This is a genomic window from Streptomyces sp. NPDC056486 (assembly GCF_042795295.1).
Taxonomy (GTDB): Bacteria; Actinomycetota; Actinomycetes; order Streptomycetales; family Streptomycetaceae; genus Streptomyces.
Map to the genome: position 1 here is coordinate 1 of NZ_JBHTSF010000033.1, position 16,962 is coordinate 16,962.

Sequence of the window (16,962 nt, forward strand, 5' to 3'; positions counted from 1 at the left end):
AGGCAGCGCTGCCTGGATCCCTAGCGTGCCCAGTGACCGATCGGCCCCGCCTTCGTTCCCCCGTACGGGGGAGGCAAACTGATCTGAACCGAGGTGTACGTGATGGTGGCCCCGCCGGACAACGACGTGCTGTGGGCACGCGCCCTGCACATCACACACAGCGGCTCGCCCGCGCTCACCGGCGTATCGCTGGGCGTGCGCGAGGGCGAGATCCTCGCCGTCACCGGCCCACGCGGCAGCGGCAAAACGACTCTCCTGCGCTGCCTCTCCGGCCAGCTCCTGCCCGAGCGCGGCGAGGTCTGGTTCAACAGCACGCCGGTGCACACGATGAGCCCGGCGGTCCGCGAGCGCCTGCGCCGCGACCGCTTCGGCTGGATCGACCCGGAGCCACACCTCGTGCCCGAGCTCACCGCCCGCGAGAACGTCGCGCTGCCGCTGATGCTGCGCGGCGCGGCGCACCGGACGTCCAAGACAGCCGCCCAGGAGTGGCTCGACCGCCTCGACATCGGCGACTGTGCCCGTAAGCGGCCGCACGCGCTGCTCCAGGCCCAGCGCCAGCGCATCGCCATCGCCCGCGCCCTGGTCACGATGCCGTCCGTGATCTTCGCCGACGAGCCGACCGCGCCGCTGTACCGCGCCGACCGCGCCCACGTCCTTCGTACGCTGACCACCGCGGCCCGCTCGCACGGCATCACGGTCGTCCTCGCCACGCACGACGCGGAGGTCGCCGCCCTCGCCGACCGGACGGTCACGCTGCTCGACGGGCGGCGCGTGAACACGGTGCATCTGCCGGGGGCGGGCGGCGAGCCCGCTGCGGACGCCGGTGCCGCCGCCGACGGCCCTTCCGCCGATGGCCCTTCCCCCGATGATGCTTCCGCCGACGGCGACAGCGACGACGCGGAAGGCCGGGCCGCGTGCTCGCTCTCCGTCTAGCCCGCGGGGCCCATCCCCTGGTCCAGCTGCGCAGGCTGCTCGTCGCCGCCGCTTCGGCGGGCACCGGCTTCCTGCTCCTGTGCACGCTGGGGTACGCGATGGGACACCCGGACGCGTCGGGCGGGGCCCTGCTGCGCCTTGCCTGGTGCGTCGCGCCGATCGCCGCCACCGTGTACTTCGCCGTCACCGTCGCCCGTACCGACCCGGCGACCCTGCCGCGCTCCGGGCTCTCCGCGGTGGGCCTCGGCCCGGCCAAGCTCACGGTGCTCGCCGCGATCTCCACGGCCGTGGCGTGCACGCTCGGCTCGATGGTGGCGCTCCTGTTCTTCCTGCACCTGCGCGGAGATCTGAGCGGCCTGCCGTTCGACGGCGCCGCGGCCGAGCTGCTCGCCGCCGGGTACCCGTTGCCCCTCGCCGCGGCGCTCACCCTGCTCGCCATCGTCCCGCTGACCGCCTCCGCGGCAAGCGCCGCCGCGCTGCGGCCCCGGACGCCCAAGCCGCGCGACGAGCAGGACGGACCGGCAAGGCCCGGGGCACCGGCCGCGCCGCCGAGCGGGCTGCCCTGGGGGGTCGCGCTCCTTGCGGTGGGCCTCGCCGTCGAGACGTACGCGAGCCGTTCCCCCGGCGCCTCGGACCTCACGATGCCGGGCGGCCTGACCGGCAGCCCCGCGGGCGTGCTCGCCGGGTGGACGCTCACGGCGATCGGGCTCGCGCTCGCGGGTCCCGGCCTCACGTTTCTGTGCGGGCGGATCCTGCAAGCGGTGCGGCCGGGCGCGATGCGGCTGCTCGCCGGGCGCGGGCTGCAGGAGGACGCACGGCGGATCGGGCGCCCGCTCGGGGTGCTCTGCGCGGTGGGCTCCGGGGCGTACGCGGCGCTCACGCTCTACTCCGGCGACCGCCCCGCCATCGGTCCGCTGACCATGCTCGGCTCGCTGCTCGTCGCGGGCTGCGCGGCCCTGACCGTGATCACGGTGGCGATCGAGGCCAAGCACGCGCGCGCGGACACGACGTCCGCGCTGCTGCAGCTCGGGGCGCCGACGTCGATGCTGCGCGGCACGGCGGCGCTGCGGGCAGGCGCACTCGCGGCCATGTTCGGGCCGCTGACCTGGGTGGTCGCGGAGTTGGCGGCGCTGCCGCTCGTGGGGTGAGCGGTCTGGTGGGCGGTCTGGTGAGGGGCCTGGTGAGCGGTCTGGTGACAGCCCCCGCCGAACTCGCGGGAAGAAAATCCGCGACGGGCGATGAGTTCTGCGTCGAACGTATGTCTACCCCTCCGTAAGGCGCGAACGCACACGCCACCACGCAGGACTCACCGCAACGGGAGACACCTCATGTACCAGCAGATGATCTTCGTGAACCTCGCAGTGAACGATGTCGACAGCTCGAGGAAGTTCTTCACGGAGCTCGGCTACACGATCAACCCGCAGTTCTCGACGGACGACTGCGCCTGCGTCGTGATCAGCGAAACGATCATCGCGATGCTGCTGAGCAAGCCGCGCTACCGGGACTTCACGGAGAAGGAGATCGCGGACTCGACGACGACCAGCGAGACGCTGCTCTGTCTGAGCGCCGAGAGCCGCGAGAAGGTCGACGAGCTGGTGGACAAGGCCGTGGCGATCGGTGGCACGGCGGGCCAGACGCAGGACCACGGCATGATGTACGGCCGCGCTTTCGACGACCTGGACGGCCACACCTGGGAAATCATGTGGATGGACCCGTCCGCGGTGCAGGGCTGAGGGCGTCGGCCCCTGGGCTGAGGGTGTCGGCCCAGGGCTGACGGCCGTCGCGCCGCACGGCCTGCTTAGCATGGGCGGATGCAGCCGACTCCCGAATCCGCATCCGTATCCGCATCAGCCGCCGAGCCCTCGCCCCGACTCCCGGGCGGCGACCGCGAGATCGAGTCGCTCGAGGAGTTCGACGAGATCACCGCACACGGTTCGCTCGCCGGGTGCCGCGTCCAGGCGATAGACCTGACGGGGCGTACGTCCTCTCTGCGGGACTGCGACGCCACGGGCGCGGTGTTCCTCGGCTGCGCGATGGAGCAGGACGCGGTGGACGCGGTGCGGGCCGCCGGAGCACTGGTCTTCCCACCCGTTCCCGGCCTGCCGTTCGACCCGTACCGCGCTCTTCTCCACACGCCGGAGGAACTGTTCGCGGGACTCGCCGAGGGTGGGTACGAGGCGACTCCTGACGCCCGCGCCTACGCCTGGTTCCAGGAGACCAAGGCCGACGGCGACGTCTTCTCCTCGATGCTCCGGTCGATCCACGACGACTCGGTCTCGGACGCCCTCGACGAACTCCTTGTCAGCGCGCGGGTGGTCGGTGTCATGGGCGGGCACGCGATGGCCCGCGGCACGGACGCGTACGAGGGCGCCGCCCGGCTCGGCCGCTCGCTCGCCCGCGCCGGGTTCACGGTCGCCACGGGCGGCGGCCCCGGCGCGATGGAGGCGGCGAACCTGGGGGCGTACGCGTCCGTCTTCCGCGACGAGATGCTGGACGAGGCGCTCGAACTCCTCGGCAAGGCGCCGTCCTTCACCCCGTCGATCACCGAGTGGGCGCGGGCCGCCTTCGACATCCGCGAGCGCTGGCCGTCCGGCGGCGCGTCGGTGGGCATCCCCACCTGGTTCTACGGCCACGAGCCGCCGAACGCCTTCGCCACCCACCTGGCCAAGTACTTCGCCAACGCCACCCGCGAGGACGGCCTGCTCGCGCGCTCGAACGCGGGCATAATCTTCCTCCCCGGCGCGGCGGGCACAGTCCAGGAAGTCTTCGACGCGGCGACGCCGAACTATTACGAATCCCGGGGCGAGCCGGCCCCGATGGTCCTGGTGGACCGCGCCCACTGGACGGAACACCTCCCTGCCTGGCCGCTGCTGCAGGCGCTGGCTCGGGGCCGGTCGATGGAGTCGAGGATCGCGCTGGTGGACACGGTGCAGGAGGCTCCGGACGCGCTGGCATCCCTCTCGTCCGGCGGGCAGTTCAGCCCGTCCGGCGCTTGAGGACGAACTCGGCGAAGCCGGTGACGACGGCACCCCCGGGCCCCCGCGCCGGAGCGGGTTTTCGGGAAGGGGCGGGGTTGGGGAAATTCCACCCACCCGACGCCCGCTCCAGCCAGAAATCCGGCAACCCCCGCTCCCCAGCACCACGGCATCTGCCAGGTCAGCCCAGCACCACGACATCCCCCACATCGAACGCGACCCCCACCGTCTCCCCCACCCCGGGCGCGTCCCGCAGCGCACACGCCGCCTCAAGGCGCGGCCCCGACCGGGGCTCCAGATGCACGGCGACATGCGTGCCCCGGAAGGTGCGCGCCGTCACCACGCACGGCACCCCCTCATCGACAGGCACGAGCCGCACTCCGGCAGGCCGCACCAGGAGTCGGCACGGCCCGTCCTGCGCGCCGTCCGGCACCGGAACCTTCCCCCAGACGGTGTCCGCCACGTCACCCACGACCGTCGCGTCGACGACGTTGTCGAAGCCCAGGAACCGCGCCACGAACTCGTCCGCCGGATGCCGCCAGACCTCAAGAGGCGTACCGGACTGGGCGATCCGTCCATCGCGCATCACCACGACCCGGTCCGCGAGCGCGAACGCCTCGCCCTGATCGTGCGTGACCGCGAGCACGGTCGTACCCAACTCGTCGAAGAGTTGCCGGAGTTCGACGACGAGCCGCTCCCGCAGCGACCGGTCGAGCTGTCCGAGCGGCTCATCGAGCATCAGCAGGCGCGGCCTCGGTGCGAGCGCCCGCGCAAGAGCGACCCGCTGCTGCTCGCCGCCGGAGAGCGAGGCGACGGCCCGCCGCTGCGCACCCGGAAGGCCGACAAGGTCGAGCAACTCGGCTACCCGGTCGGCCTGTTCACCACGCGACGCCCCGTGCATGCGCAGCCCGAAGGCAACATTGCCCGCCACGTCGCGCTGCGGGAAGAGCTGATGATCCTGGAACATCAGGCCGACCCCGCGCTTGTGCGCGGGCACGCCCCGCTGGTCGCGGCCGTCGAGCAGCACCTGCCCGGCGTCGAGCTCCTGGAGCCCGGCGACCGCACGCAGCAGCGTCGACTTGCCGCTGCCGCTCGGCCCGAGGACGCACACGATCTCGTGCCGCGCGACCTCCAGACCGACCCCGTCAAGGACGGCCCGCGCCCCGAACCGCACGGTGGCATCCGCCAACGTCAACAGACCCGCACCCGCACCTGCGCCCACACTCACACTCACACCCATCAGAACTCCCCGGTCGTGCGGTCGGTACGGAGCCGTTCGAGCAGCAGCAGGGACACCGCGCACACCACCATCAAGATCGTCGAAAGTGCCATCGCCTGGCCGTAGTTGAGCTCACCCGCCCGCCCCAGGAGCCGTGCCACGGCGACCGGAAGCGTCGGGTTGTCCGGCCGCGCGATGAACACGGTCGCGCCGAACTCCCCCAGGGACACGGCGAACGCGAACCCGGCGGCGATGAGCAGCGCACGCCGCACCATCGGCAGGTCGACCTCCCGCCACGCCCGCAGCGGCGACGCCCCGAGCACGGCCGCCGCCTCGCGCAGGCGTCCGTCCACCGCGCGCAGGACGGGAAGCATGGTGCGTACGACGAAGGGCACGCCCACCAGGGCCTGCGCGAGCGGCACCAGGATCCACGTGGACCGCAGGTCCAGGGGCGGCTTGTCCAGCGTGATCAGGAACCCGAAGCCGACGGTCACCGCGGAGACCCCGAGCGGCAGCATCAGGAGCGCGTCGAAACCGCGCACCAGGCGACCAGCCTTCCGGGTGAGCGCCGCCGCCGCGAGCCCGCCGATCACCAGGGCGATGGCGGTGGCGGCGAGCGCGTACTGGAGCGAATTCCAGACCGCTTCGATCGGCGGTACGAGGAACGCCCCGCCTTCCGCCGACGTCAGCTCCTTGAAGTAGGTGAAGCCGTAGCCATCGGGCCCGCTCAGCGAGCGCTCGATCAAGACCCCGAGCGGCAGCAGTATCAGCACAGCGATCGTGACCATGACCCCGCCGAGCAGCGCCCACTGCCCCGTGCCGCGCGGCCGCCGCGCCACAGCGGATGCGTCGACCAGCTTCAGCGCGGTTTCGCGCCTGCGCACGGTCCACGCGTGCACGGCGAGGATCACGCCCACCGCCGCGAACTGCACGATCGTCAGGACGGCGGCCGTCGACAGGTCGAGGAGTTGGGCGGTCTGCCGGTAGATCTCGACTTCGAGGGTCGAGTACGCGGGCCCGCCGAGGATCTGCACGACGCCGAAGGAGGTGAACGTGAACAGAAAGACCATGAGGGACGCCGCGGCGACCGCAGGCCCGAGGGCGGGCAGCGTCACCGTCCGCCATGCCCGCCACCGCGAGGCGCCGAGCATCCGCGCGGCTTCCTCCTGACGCGGGTCGAGCTGCGACCAGAGCCCGCCGACGGTCCGTACGACGACCGCATAGTTGAAGAAGACGTGCGCGAGCAGAATCGCCCACACGGTCGTGTCGAGCCGCACGCCCCACATTTCATCAAGAAGACCACCCCGCCCGAGCAGCGCGAGGAACGCGGTCCCGACGACGACCGTCGGCAGCACGAACGGCACCGTGACGACCGCCCGCAGAACCTGCTTGCCCCTGAACTCGAAGCGCGCGAAGACGTACGCGCCGGGGAGCGCGATGAGCAGCGTGAGCGCGGTCGACGCGAGCGCCTGCCAGGTGGTGAACCAGAGCACGTGCCGGACATCGGACTGCGCGAGGACATCGACAACGCGCCCGAACTGCCACTCCCCTCCGACCTTCAGGCCGCGCGCGACGATCGCGGCGACCGGATAGGCGAAGAAGAGCGCGAAGAACGCGACGGGCACGGCCATCAGACCGAGCCGAGCCGCGCTCCCGCGCGAGAGCCCCTTACGGGGCTTGCTTACTTCAGTACGAGCGAGGTCCACGACTTGACCCACTGCTCGCGATTGTCGGCGATCTTCTTCGGTGCCAGGGTCTCCGGCTTGTCGATCTTCACGCCGTGCTTGACGAACAGCTCGGGCAGCTCGGCGGTCTCCCGCACCGGGTTCACGAACATGTTCAGCGGCATGTCGTCCTGGAACTTGGTGCTGATCAGGAAGTCGAGCAGCGCCTTGCCGCCCTTCTCGTTCTTGGCGTTGCTGAGCAGGCCCGCGTACTCGACCTGCCGGAAGCAGGTGCCGGTCGCGACGCCGGTCGGCGCCTCCTTGGGCTGCGGCTTCGCGTAGAGCACCTCGACGGGCGGCGACGAGGCGTACGAGACGACGAGCGGCCGTTCCCCCTTGGCCTTCTTGCCTCCGGCGGACCCGGAGAACTCCTCGTTGTAGGCCTGCTCCCAGCCGTCGACGACCTTGACCCCGTTGGCCTTGAGCTTCTTCCAGTACCCCTCCCAGCCTCCATCGCCGTACTGGGCGGCGGTGCCGAGCAGGAACCCGAGCCCGGGAGAGGAGGTCGAGGCGTTCTCGGTCACGAGCAGGTTCTTGTAGGCGGGCTTGGCCAGGTCGGCAAAGGACTTCGGCGGCGCGAGCTTCTTGTCGGCGAAGTACTTCTTGTCGTAGTTGACGCAGATGTCGCCGCTGTCGACGGGCGTGACCCGATGCTTGCTCTGATCGACGCGGAACTGCGAAAGAACCTGATCCGAGCCCTTGGCCTCGTACGACTGGAAGAGATCGTTGTCCAGCGCGCGAGAGAGAAGCGTGTTGTCGACACCGAAGAAGACATCCCCCTGCGGGTTGTCCTTGGACAGGATCGCCTTGTTCACGGCGGCACCCGCGTCGCCGTCCTTGAGGACGTTGACCTTGTAGCCGGAGCTCTTCTCGAACGCCTTCAGTACGTCCTTCGAGACGTTGAAGGAGTCATGACTGACAAGCGTGACGCTCTTGGAATCGGCCTTGTCACCGCTGCCCGACGAGCTGCCGCAGGCGGAGAGTGCGACGAGCGAGAGGCCGACCGCAACGGCGGTGACGGTGACCTTCTTAGTGGTCCTCACCTTGGTGGTGCTGACTTTGGTGATGCTCACTGAATTGATTCCTCCTGGAGTGACCAGGAAGAGACGCGGCCCTGCCCACAGCCTTGAAGGGGCTGCGGGCAGGGCGCAACAGCTTGAGTGATGTCCGAACTTCCTACCCGGAATGACCCGGGCAAGGTTCAGAGGGTCTGCGGCCAACCTGTCCTTGGTGCCGCACTCTCAGCGCTGTGGCGCTCCCCTGTCGGAATATGAAGATGTGTTCCGGCCAGACTAACGCTCGGACGCGGCGAGCTGACCGCACGCCCCGTCGATCTCCTGACCACGGGTGTCACGAACCGTGACAGGCACCCCATGAGCGGCAATGGCGTCCACGAAGGCCTTCTCGTCCTCCGGCCGCGATGCGGTCCACTTCGAGCCCGGCGTCGGGTTCAGCGGGATCAGGTTCACGTGCACGGGCTTGTTCTTGAGCAGCCGCCCGAGCCGGTCACCGCGCCACGCCTGGTCGTTGATGTCCCGGATCAGCGCGTACTCGATGGAGAGCCGGCGCCCGGACTTGGCCGCGTACTCCCAGCCCGCCTCAAGGACCTCCCGCACGTTCCACCGCGTATTGACGGGTACGAGGGTGTCGCGCAGCTCGTCGTCGGGCGCGTGCAGCGAGATGGCGAGGCGGCACTTGAAGCCCTCGTCGGCGAACCGATGAATGGCGGGGACCAGACCAACGGTCGACACGGTGATCCCACGCTGCGAAAGACCGACACCATCGGGCTCGGGATCCGTGAGCCTACGAATGGCACCGGACACGCGGTTGTAGTTGGCGAGCGGCTCGCCCATCCCCATGAAGACGATGTTGGAAAGCCGTGCGGGCCCGCCCGGAATCTCCCCATCCCTGAGCGCCCGCATCCCATCGACGATCTGGTGCACGATCTCGGCGGTCGTCAGATTCCGGTCGAGACCGGCCTGCCCCGTCGCGCAGAACGGGCAGTTCATCCCGCACCCGGCCTGCGACGAGATACACATCGTCACGCGGTCCGGATAGCGCATGAGCACGGACTCGACGAGCGTCCCGTCGAAAAGGCGCCACAGCGTCTTGCGGGTGGTGTCGTCGTCACAGCTGATGTGCCGCACCACGGACATCAACTCGGGAAGCAGCGCCTCTTGCAGCTTGGCGCGCGAACCGGCGGGGATGTCGGTCCACTGCTCCGGGTCGTGCGCGTACCGCGCGAAGTAGTGCTGCGAGAGCTGCTTGGCGCGAAACGGTTTCTCGCCGACAGCTGCGACGGCTTCCTTGCGCTCGGCGGGCGTGAGGTCGGCGAGATGCCGCGGCGGCTTCTTGGCTCCGCGGGGCGCGACGAAGGTGAGTTCTCCGGGTACAGGCATGGTTCTTCCAGTGTCGCAGACGGTTGGGGCCCGACCGGGCCACCGCCTGTCGGTGACGGTCGCCGCTGGCCCGGCATGCGGCTCACTTGCGCAAGTATTCGAACACGTGACCTAATCAGCTTCATGGCGCCGACCCCCTTCCCCAACGACCTGATCGAGCTCCAGACCGCCTGGACCCGCACGTACGAGGCACTGTCCGCTCCGCGACCGGTTCACCCCGCGAGGCTGCGCCGCACTCTGCAGCAGCTCTCCACTCGCCTGATGTGGCACCCGTACTGGTCCACCGAAGCGGGCAGGTCACCGGCGGCCCGGGTGGAGCTTCGCCGCCTGGCCTGCGCACGCGAGGAAGGGCACACGTCATGAGCGAGGCTTCTGTAACCTGTCGTCGCTTGTACGCCGGGGGGAGCTGACCGTGGAGACCGTCCTGCCCGGGGACAACGAGCTGGCGGGGCGGATGCAGGAAGCGCGCTCAACCCTGTACCTACTGTGCGCCGACGACACCGTAGAGCTCGCCAATGCTCTCGCTCCAGCAACTCCGGCGAGAGATCGCCAGCTCGTAGTCCCCGTCGCCGGACGGGCGGATGGTCGCGGTTTTCTCACGCACCGCGTACCGGCACTGGGAAAATGCCGGCTATGAACGCCTGGGGGACACTGCTCGCGACCATCGTCGGCGCTGCCATCGCGCTCCTGGGACAGCGCCTCGCAAAACGCGCTGAGGACAAGGCGCGTCTGTCGGAGTTGCTCATGGAACAGTGCGCCTTGATCGCCTCCTCTGTGACGGACTTCGAGGATCGGATCTGGGAGGAGCGGGTCCTCGGCATGGAGGGCCGCGTCAGTGGCTACGACCTCCCCGCCCACGTGCTGGCTTCTGTTCGGCTACGGATCCTCACTCGGGACGCCGCCTTGCTCGCGGCACTCGATGAGTTGGACACGGCAGGAAAGGAGCTGGGGAGCTACTGGAGGCAGGGCCGCGTGGACGATGACGCGTACACCAGGCTTTGGACCCGACATCACAAGGCCATACCCAAGTTCATCAACGCGAGCGGCGAGGCGGTCCGCCGCCGCCTCGCATCGGCCTAGCTCCGCACCCGCGTATCGAGGAGACCGAGCTCACGGCCCGACAAGCGCGGCCTGAACTACGTCCAGTCGGCCAGGTCGCCGTACAAGGCAGGCAAGGCGCACTCGGTTCCGCACGGCAACGCGGTCGAGTGGAGCAAGCCGGGGCGAACACCGGGCCCGAACAACTGCAGAGCCGGATACGAAAGGGGCCCGCCGCCCCATGGACGACGAGCCCCTCACGTACAGATACGCAGGTCAGCCGGACCCCACGAAGACGACCAGCAGCAGCCACACCACCGGCGCCGTCGGCAGCAGGGAGTCGAGGCGGTCCATGATGCCCCCGTGGCCGGGGAGCAGCGTGCCCATGTCCTTGATGCCGAGGTCACGCTTGATCATGGATTCGCCGAGGTCACCGAGCGTCGCGCTCGCGGCGACCGCGAGGCCGATGAGCAGCCCCTGCCACCAGGTGCCGCCGTCTATCAGGAACTCCATGCACAGCGCGCCCCCCGCCATCGCGAACGTCACCGCGCCGACCAGGCCCTCGCGGGTCTTGCCGGGGCTGATGCGCGGGGCGAGCTTGTGCTTGCCGAAGCGCCAGCCGATCGCGTACGCCCCGGTGTCGCTGACCACGGTCAGGAGCAGGAACGTGAGCACCCGCATCGCGCCGTCGTCAGCGGTGAGCATCAGCGCCACGAACGTGGCGAGGAACGGGACGTAGAACGCCGCGAAGACGCCCGCCGTGACGTCCTTCAGATAGCCCTCGGGGGGCTCGGTCATCCGCCAGACGAGCACCGCGAGCGCGGTGAGCGCCATGGCGACCCAGGCACCCTCGGGCCCGCGGACATATCCGGCGACGACCATAGCCGCGCCGCCCACCGCCAGCGGGACCAGCGGTGCCTTGATGCCCTTGCGCTCTTCGAGCCGCGAGGTGAGCTCCCAGAGGCCGACCACGACGGCGACCACTATGACGCCGATGAAGACGGCCTTCACGATGAAGAGCGACGCGACGACCGTCGCGCCGAGCCCCACGCCGACTCCTATGGCCGCCCCGAGGTCACGGCCCGCGCTCTTCTTCTGCGGCGCTTGAGGCGCACGCGGCGTCTCAGGGGCGGGCTGTGATGCTGCGCTGGGCATGGGCTCCTGGGGTACTTCAGGTACGTCAGGCATGTCGGGCACGATGGGCATGGGCTGCGTCTCTGATGGATACAGGGCGTCATGCGCATCGTACGCGGGACCTGCCGGGGCAGCCCCTTGAGCAGGGCCCTGGTCGGGCGGCCCCCAGTACCCGGCTCTGGGAGGCGCCCCCCAGGAAGAGTCGTTCACGGATCGGATTCCTCAGTCCTCAGACCACGAGCCCTCAGACCTCGAGCAGCTCGGCTTCCTTGTGCTTGAGCAGCTCGTCCACCTGGGCGACGTACTTCGCGGTGGTGTCGTCGAGCTCCTTCTCCGCGCGACGGCCCTCGTCCTCGCCGATGTCGCCGTCCTTGATCGCCTTGTCGATCGATTCCTTGGCCTTGCGGCGGATGGAACGGATCGAGATCTTGGAGTCCTCGGCCTTGGTCTTGGCGACCTTGATGTACTCCTTGCGACGGTCCTGCGTCAGCTCGGGGAACGTCACCCGGATGATGTTGCCATCATTGCTGGGATTGACGCCGAGGTCGGAGTCGCGGATCGCCTGTTCGATGTTGCGCAGCGCGCTCTTGTCGAACGGGGTCACCACGGCCATCCGCGGCTCGGGCACCGAGAACGAGGCCAGCTGATTGATCGGCGTAAGGGCGCCGTAGTAGTCAGCCACGATCTTGTTGAACATCGCCGGGTGCGCACGGCCTGTGCGAATCGCGGCGAAGTCCTCCTTGGCGACCACGACGGCCTTCTCCATCTTCTCCTCGGCCTCGAGGAGGGTCTCTTCGATCACCACTTGCTCCTGGTGTTGTGAGTGGGCTGCGGGCGCCCCCACACGGTGAAGTAGGGGGAGTCCATGGGGTGTCGGCTGCGTCGCGTCTCTTTCCCTGCACCGTGTCCGACCGGCAGGGCTTTGTCCATCCCCCGGGGGCGTCCCCGGGATCAGGCGCGGGTACCCCCGTCGCCCACGAGTGTGCCGATCTTCTCACCGTTGACGGCACGGGCGATATTGCCGGTGGAGAGCAGCTCGAAGACCAGGATGGGCAACTTGTTGTCGCGGCACAGGGTGATCGCGGTCATGTCGGCGACCTTCAGGTCGCGGGTGATGACCTCGCCGTAGCCGAGCGCGTCGTACTTGACCGCGTCCGGGTTGGTCTTGGGGTCGGAGTCGTAGACCCCGTCGACGCCGTTCTTGCCCATGAGCAGGGCCTCGGCGTCGATCTCCAGGGCGCGCTGCGCCGCGGTCGTGTCGGTGGAGAAGTACGGCATGCCCATACCGGCGCCGAAGATGACCACACGGCCCTTCTCAAGGTGCCGGACGGCGCGCAGCGGGATGTACGGCTCCGCGACCTGGCCCATCGTGATGGCGGTCTGGACGCGGCACTCGATGCCTTCCTTCTCCAGGAAGTCCTGCAGGGCCAGGCAGTTCATGACCGTGCCGAGCATGCCCATGTAGTCGGAGCGCGCCCGGTCCATGCCGCGCTGCTGCAGCTCCGCGCCGCGGAAGAAGTTGCCGCCGCCGATGACGGCCGCGATCTGGGCACCGTCGCGGACGACCGCGGCGATCTCCTTGGCGATCGCGTGCACCACGTCGGGGTCGACGCCAAGGCCGCCCCCGCCGGCGAATGCCTCACCGGAGAGCTTCAGCAGGAAACGACCGGCGACCTTGTCGTCACCACTGTTTGTGTCGGCCTTGGTGGTCATGGAGTTCTCGCTTCTTTTTGCTCGGCGCACATACGAAGAAGGCCACTGCCGGTGGGGTGTCGTTCGCATCCCATGCTCGGCAATGGCCTCCTCGTCAGATCCTGCGGTCGTACGTCGCGTACTGCGTGGTACGCGGGCGACCGCTGTCGACCCTAGCGGGGTCTACCGTCGATCGCGGTACGGACTCAGATGCCGACCTTGATGCGCGAGAAGCGCTTCAGGGTGACACCGGCCTCGTCCAGGACCTTCTGAACGGACTTCTTGTTGTCGAGCGCGTACGGCTGACCGAGGAGGGTGGCCTCCTTGAAGAAGCCGTTGACGCGACCCTCGACGATCTTGGGCAGCGCGGCCTCGGGCTTGCCCTCGGCGCGGGTGGTCTCCTCGGCGACGCGACGCTCGGACTCGACGACCTCGGCCGGGACGTCCTCACGGGAGAGGTACTTCGGCGCGAAGGCGGCGATGTGCTGCGCGATGCCCTTGGCGAGGTCGGCGTCGGCCTTGTCCAGCTCGACCAGGACACCGATCTGCGGGGGCAGGTCGGGCATGGTGCGGTGCATGTACGCGGTGACGAAGGCGCCCGAGAACTGCGCGAAGCGGTCCAGGACGATCTTCTCGCCGAGGTTGGCGTTGGCCTCGTCGACGTACGCCTGGACGGTCTTGCCGGACTCGATCTCGGACGCGAGCAGCGCCTCGAGGTCGGCCGGGGACGTCTTGGCGATGTGCGCGGCGAGCGAGTTCGCGACGGCCTGGAACTTCTCGCCCTTGGCGACGAAGTCCGTCTCGCACTTCAGCTCGACGATCACGCCGGAGGTGTTGTCGTCAGCGATGAGGGAGACCACGGCGCCGTTCTCGGCGGAGCGGCCCTCGCGCTTGGCGACGCCCTTCTGGCCCTTGATGCGCAGGGCCTCGACGGCCTTGTCGACGCTGCCGTCAGCCTCGTCGAGCGCCTTCTTGCAGTCCATCATGCCGGCGCCCGTGAGCTCACGGAGCTTCTTGACGTCAGCGGCGGTGTAGTTCGCCATGATCCTGAAATTCTCTTTCGAAGGTCTGAAAGATCTACGGGTGAACGGCGGGGGCCTGTTGGGCCCCCGCCGTCAACTACCGAACCTGTGAAGGTCAGGCCTGCTCGGTCTCCGTGGCGGGGGCCTCGGCGGCGGCAACCTCGGCGGGGGCCTCGGCCTGCTCGGCGTCGGCGGCCTTCTCCGTCTCGGCGGACTTCTGAACCTCGGCCTCGGCCTCAGCCTCGTCGGCCTTCGGCTCGTCGGCCTTGGCCTCCTCAGCCTTGGGCTCGTCGGCCTTCTTCTCGCCCTCGAGCAGGTCGCGCTCCCACTCGGCGAGCGGCTCGCCGGCGGCCTTCTCGCCCGGCTTCTGGTCGCCGGTGGCGACGCCGGAACGGGAGATGAGGCCCTCGGCGACGGCGTCGGCGATCACGCGGGTGAGCAGGGTGACGGAGCGGATCGCGTCGTCGTTGCCCGGGATCTTGTAGTCGACCTCGTCGGGGTCACAGTTCGTGTCGAGGATCGCGACGACCGGAATGTTGAGCTTCCGGGCCTCGCCGACAGCGATGTGCTCCTTCTTGGTGTCCACGATCCAGACGGCGCTGGGCACCTTGGACATCTCGCGGATACCGCCGAGGGTCTTCTCCAGCTTGGCCTTCTCGCGGGAGAGGACGAGCAGCTCCTTCTTGGTGAGGCCGGACGCGGCCACATCCTCGAAGTCGATCTGCTCGAGCTCCTTCAGGCGCTGCAGGCGCTTGTAGACGGTCGAGAAGTTGGTGAGCATGCCGCCCAGCCAGCGCTGGTTCACGTAGGGCATGCCGACGCGGGTCGCCTGCTCGGCGATGGCCTCCTGCGCCTGCTTCTTCGTGCCGACGAACATGACCGTGCCGCCGTGGGCGACGGTCTCCTTGACGAACTCGTAGGCGCGGTCGATGTACGACAGCGACTGGAGCAGGTCGATGATGTAGATGCCGTTGCGCTCCGTGAAGATGAAGCGCTTCATCTTCGGGTTCCAACGACGGGTCTGGTGACCGAAGTGGACGCCGCTTTCCAGCAGCTCCCGCATCGTGACGACGGCCATGGCCGTACTCCTAGGTGTTCTCGGTTGTGCCGCGTCCGCCGGATGACGGTCGCGCCTGACGCCCGCGATTGCGCCGTGCCACAAAGGACCGAGAGGCGCTGGCACCTGGCTTTTGATGGCCTGGTGTCGGGGCGTGCGAAGTCGACCCGGTGACCCGGATCGCCACAAGAAGTGTACGGGACCCGCGAGGCAGCGGGTGACGCCGCTGTCCACAAGCGGCTGGTCATCCACAGATCCGGGCCATGATCCCTACGGGCGGGCCCGGCGCGGGACGGTTCTGGCATGTCTCACATGCGACGAGAGCTGCGACGAATGCTTCGACGAGAACTGGGTCCGGTGCTGTTGACGCTGCTGACCGTGGCGCTGATCGCGGCGGTTGCGCCGCCTGCTGGTGCGGCCGGTGGACCGGTGGCGAGCGTGGGCCGGGGAGAGCCGGTGCCGAAGGTGGCGGGCGCGTGGCCCGTCGGAGTGCGTCCCCCGGTCGTACGGGGCTGGGAGCCCCCGGCGACGGAGTACGGCCGGGGGCACCGGGGCGTGGACCTGGCGGCGTCGCCGGGCGCCGTCGTTCGGGCGGTGGCCCCGGGCAGGGTCTCCTTCGCGGGCCGCGTGGCGGGCCGTGGAGTGATCGCGGTGGAGCTGGCGGGCACGGGGGATCCGCCCCTGCGCACGACGTACGGGCCGGTGCGGGCCACGGTCAAGAAGGGCGCCGAGGTGACGACGGGCGAGGCACTGGGAGTACTGGAACCACCCACGGCACCCACGGCACCCGTGCCACCCACGACACTCACGGCCCACTGCCCGAGCAGCTGCTTGCACTGGGGCCTGCTGAGGGCGGATGCATACCTGAACCCACTGTCGCTGCTGCCACCGTGGCTCCTTGGACGCGGGGCGTCCCATCTGCTGCCGGTGATCGACGTGCCGCTCTTGCGGCTGCTACCGCTCCCGCTGCCGCTGCGGTTCCCACCGTGGGCAGGCGCCCCGCTGACAGAGGGCGACGCGGGAGTCGAAGCTGGGGTCGACGCGGGAGACGAAGCAGGGGTCGACGCGGGAGACGAAGCAGGGGTCGATGCGGGAGACGAAGCAGGGGTCGATGCGGGAGTCGTAGAACGAGGCCTCAGCCCCGCACGCCCCGCAGTGCCATGACTACGGCCGCCTCGGTGATGGCGGACGGGTCCTCCGCGGCGCCCAGCTCGATCCGCCGCACAGCCGCGTCCACGACACCCTGCAGAAGCATCGCCGCAAGCCGGGGCTCCGCATGCCCGAGCTCGCACAACGCCTCGCCGATCATGGCGACAAGCCCACCGTGCGCGGCCCGGATCTTCTCCCGCGCCCCCGCGTCCAACTCGGCCGCGGAGATCGCGACGACGGCCCTGTGCCGCCGGTCCCCCACCAGGTCGAGCTGCCGCCTGACATACGCCTCGACCTTGCCCTCGGCGGTCTCCGCCCGCTCCATCGCGACGGAGACCTCCGCCGCCCAGACGGGGAAGTCGACCTCGCACAGCTCCTCGACGACCGCGGCACGCGACCGGAAGTACTCGTACACGGAAGACCGCGCGAGCCCCGTGCGCTCAGCGAGGGCAGGGAAGGTCAACGCCTCCGTACCGCCCTCGGACAGCAGGGACCGCGCGGCGTCCAACAGGGCGCCGCGCTGCATCGACCGGTGCTCGGCCACAGAGGCCGCTCGAATCCTTGGCACGCTCTCCACTCTACGGACGTGACCGCCGGGGCGGGAGTCGTTCCACCTCGCG

16 protein-coding genes, 2 pseudogenes and 1 riboswitch are annotated in these 16,962 nt (G+C 69.4%); of the genes and pseudogenes, 8 read left to right on the top strand and 10 right to left on the bottom strand.

The features are described from left to right. Positions 1-102: 102 nt before the first annotated feature. From ACFQ7F_RS15830 to ACFQ7F_RS15845, 4 genes are all read left to right on the top strand, one after another. On the top strand, positions 103-933 hold the full coding sequence (locus ACFQ7F_RS15830) for an ABC transporter ATP-binding protein (RefSeq protein WP_383270723.1): 831 nt from the start codon (positions 103-105) through the stop codon (positions 931-933). Continuing rightward, the gene (locus ACFQ7F_RS15835) at positions 915-2,081 is read left to right on the top strand and encodes a hypothetical protein (protein ID WP_383270724.1); all 1,167 of its coding nucleotides are present in this window, start codon (positions 915-917) and stop codon (positions 2,079-2,081) included. Before ACFQ7F_RS15830 ends, ACFQ7F_RS15835 begins: the two co-directional genes overlap by 19 nt. 180 nt (positions 2,082-2,261) lie before the next feature. Next, entirely contained in the window at positions 2,262-2,666 is a 405-nt protein-coding gene (locus ACFQ7F_RS15840) for a VOC family protein (protein WP_383270725.1), read from the top strand. 78 nt (positions 2,667-2,744) lie between these two features. Next, positions 2,745-3,929, top strand: coding sequence for an LOG family protein (locus ACFQ7F_RS15845; RefSeq protein ID WP_383270727.1), 1,185 nt, complete (start codon positions 2,745-2,747; stop codon positions 3,927-3,929). Positions 3,930-4,089: 160 nt separating this feature from the next. Here ACFQ7F_RS15845 and ACFQ7F_RS15850 read toward each other — a convergent pair whose 3' ends face one another. From ACFQ7F_RS15850 to rlmN, 4 genes are all read right to left on the bottom strand, one after another. Further along, positions 4,090-5,148: an ABC transporter ATP-binding protein gene (locus ACFQ7F_RS15850; protein WP_383270729.1), complete on the bottom strand. Its 1,059-nt coding sequence runs from the start codon at positions 5,146-5,148 to the stop codon at positions 4,090-4,092. Then, positions 5,148-6,833 carry an ABC transporter permease gene (locus ACFQ7F_RS15855; RefSeq protein ID WP_383270810.1) on the bottom strand — a complete coding sequence of 562 codons (1,686 nt, stop codon included), beginning with the start codon at positions 6,831-6,833 and terminating at the stop codon, positions 5,148-5,150. Before ACFQ7F_RS15855 ends, ACFQ7F_RS15850 begins: the two co-directional genes overlap by 1 nt. Then, on the bottom strand, positions 6,809-7,924 hold the full coding sequence (locus tag ACFQ7F_RS15860) for a thiamine ABC transporter substrate binding subunit (RefSeq protein ID WP_383270731.1): 1,116 nt from the start codon (positions 7,922-7,924) through the stop codon (positions 6,809-6,811). The genes ACFQ7F_RS15855 and ACFQ7F_RS15860 overlap by 25 nt, the downstream gene beginning before the upstream one ends. Positions 7,925-8,006: 82 nt before the next feature. Further along, a riboswitch (TPP riboswitch) is annotated at positions 8,007-8,123 on the bottom strand. Between the two features lie 20 nt (positions 8,124-8,143). Continuing rightward, entirely contained in the window at positions 8,144-9,250 is a 1,107-nt protein-coding gene (gene rlmN, locus ACFQ7F_RS15865) for a 23S rRNA (adenine(2503)-C(2))-methyltransferase RlmN (protein ID WP_383270732.1), read from the bottom strand. 123 nt (positions 9,251-9,373) lie between these two features. Here rlmN and ACFQ7F_RS15870 point away from each other — a divergent pair, with 123 nt between their 5' ends. The 3 genes and pseudogenes from ACFQ7F_RS15870 (at position 9,374) to ACFQ7F_RS15880 (ending at position 10,330) form a co-directional block, all read left to right on the top strand. Beyond that, entirely contained in the window at positions 9,374-9,613 is a 240-nt protein-coding gene (locus tag ACFQ7F_RS15870; protein WP_383270734.1) for a hypothetical protein, read from the top strand. 64 nt (positions 9,614-9,677) lie between these two features. Next, a pseudogene (locus ACFQ7F_RS15875) lies at positions 9,678-9,887 on the top strand (hypothetical protein); the annotation flags it as partial. Then, complete coding sequence (locus ACFQ7F_RS15880) at positions 9,884-10,330, top strand: hypothetical protein (protein ID WP_383270736.1); 447 nt, start codon at positions 9,884-9,886, stop codon at positions 10,328-10,330. The pseudogene ACFQ7F_RS15875 and the gene ACFQ7F_RS15880, both read left to right, overlap by 4 nt. Positions 10,331-10,564: 234 nt before the next feature. Here ACFQ7F_RS15880 and ACFQ7F_RS15885 read toward each other — a convergent pair whose 3' ends face one another. From ACFQ7F_RS15885 to rpsB, 5 genes are all read right to left on the bottom strand, one after another. Continuing rightward, entirely contained in the window at positions 10,565-11,632 is a 1,068-nt protein-coding gene (locus ACFQ7F_RS15885) for a phosphatidate cytidylyltransferase (RefSeq protein WP_383270738.1), read from the bottom strand. A gap of 34 nt (positions 11,633-11,666) precedes the next feature. Continuing rightward, positions 11,667-12,224, bottom strand: coding sequence for a ribosome recycling factor (frr, locus tag ACFQ7F_RS15890; RefSeq protein ID WP_351165429.1), 558 nt, complete (start codon positions 12,222-12,224; stop codon positions 11,667-11,669). Positions 12,225-12,373: 149 nt separating this feature from the next. Next, positions 12,374-13,135, bottom strand: coding sequence for a UMP kinase (gene pyrH / locus ACFQ7F_RS15895; protein ID WP_383270740.1), 762 nt, complete (start codon positions 13,133-13,135; stop codon positions 12,374-12,376). 185 nt (positions 13,136-13,320) lie between these two features. After that, positions 13,321-14,157 carry a translation elongation factor Ts gene (tsf, locus tag ACFQ7F_RS15900; RefSeq protein ID WP_383270741.1) on the bottom strand — a complete coding sequence of 279 codons (837 nt, stop codon included), beginning with the start codon at positions 14,155-14,157 and terminating at the stop codon, positions 13,321-13,323. 94 nt (positions 14,158-14,251) lie between these two features. Beyond that, the gene (gene rpsB / locus ACFQ7F_RS15905; RefSeq protein WP_383270742.1) at positions 14,252-15,214 is read right to left on the bottom strand and encodes a 30S ribosomal protein S2; all 963 of its coding nucleotides are present in this window, start codon (positions 15,212-15,214) and stop codon (positions 14,252-14,254) included. Between the two features lie 291 nt (positions 15,215-15,505). Between rpsB and ACFQ7F_RS15910 the strand changes: the two are divergent. Beyond that, positions 15,506-16,138: pseudogene (locus ACFQ7F_RS15910) on the top strand (peptidoglycan DD-metalloendopeptidase family protein); the annotation flags it as partial. Positions 16,139-16,328: 190 nt separating this feature from the next. Here the strand turns inward: ACFQ7F_RS15910 and ACFQ7F_RS15915 are convergent. Next, positions 16,329-16,886 (bottom strand): TetR/AcrR family transcriptional regulator, encoded by a 558-nt coding sequence (locus tag ACFQ7F_RS15915; RefSeq protein WP_383270812.1) that lies wholly within the window; start codon positions 16,884-16,886, stop codon positions 16,329-16,331. Positions 16,887-16,962 lie beyond the last annotated feature (76 nt).

What these genes read in the sequence shown, in the direction of transcription:
- ACFQ7F_RS15830 (WP_383270723.1), top strand. Translation starts at nt 103, where the DNA reads ATGGTGGCCCCGCCGGACAACGACGTGCTGTGGGCACGCGCCCTGCAC.
- ACFQ7F_RS15840 (WP_383270725.1), top strand. Translation starts at nt 2,262, where the DNA reads ATGTACCAGCAGATGATCTTCGTGAACCTCGCAGTGAACGATGTCGAC.
- ACFQ7F_RS15845 (WP_383270727.1), top strand. Translation starts at nt 2,745, where the DNA reads ATGCAGCCGACTCCCGAATCCGCATCCGTATCCGCATCAGCCGCCGAG.
- ACFQ7F_RS15850 (WP_383270729.1), bottom strand. Translation starts at nt 5,148, where the DNA reads ATGGGTGTGAGTGTGAGTGTGGGCGCAGGTGCGGGTGCGGGTCTGTTG.
- rlmN (WP_383270732.1), bottom strand. Translation starts at nt 9,250, where the DNA reads ATGCCTGTACCCGGAGAACTCACCTTCGTCGCGCCCCGCGGAGCCAAG.
- ACFQ7F_RS15870 (WP_383270734.1), top strand. Translation starts at nt 9,374, where the DNA reads ATGGCGCCGACCCCCTTCCCCAACGACCTGATCGAGCTCCAGACCGCC.
- ACFQ7F_RS15880 (WP_383270736.1), top strand. Translation starts at nt 9,884, where the DNA reads ATGAACGCCTGGGGGACACTGCTCGCGACCATCGTCGGCGCTGCCATC.
- pyrH (WP_383270740.1), bottom strand. Translation starts at nt 13,135, where the DNA reads ATGACCACCAAGGCCGACACAAACAGTGGTGACGACAAGGTCGCCGGT.
- tsf (WP_383270741.1), bottom strand. Translation starts at nt 14,157, where the DNA reads ATGGCGAACTACACCGCCGCTGACGTCAAGAAGCTCCGTGAGCTCACG.
- rpsB (WP_383270742.1), bottom strand. Translation starts at nt 15,214, where the DNA reads ATGGCCGTCGTCACGATGCGGGAGCTGCTGGAAAGCGGCGTCCACTTC.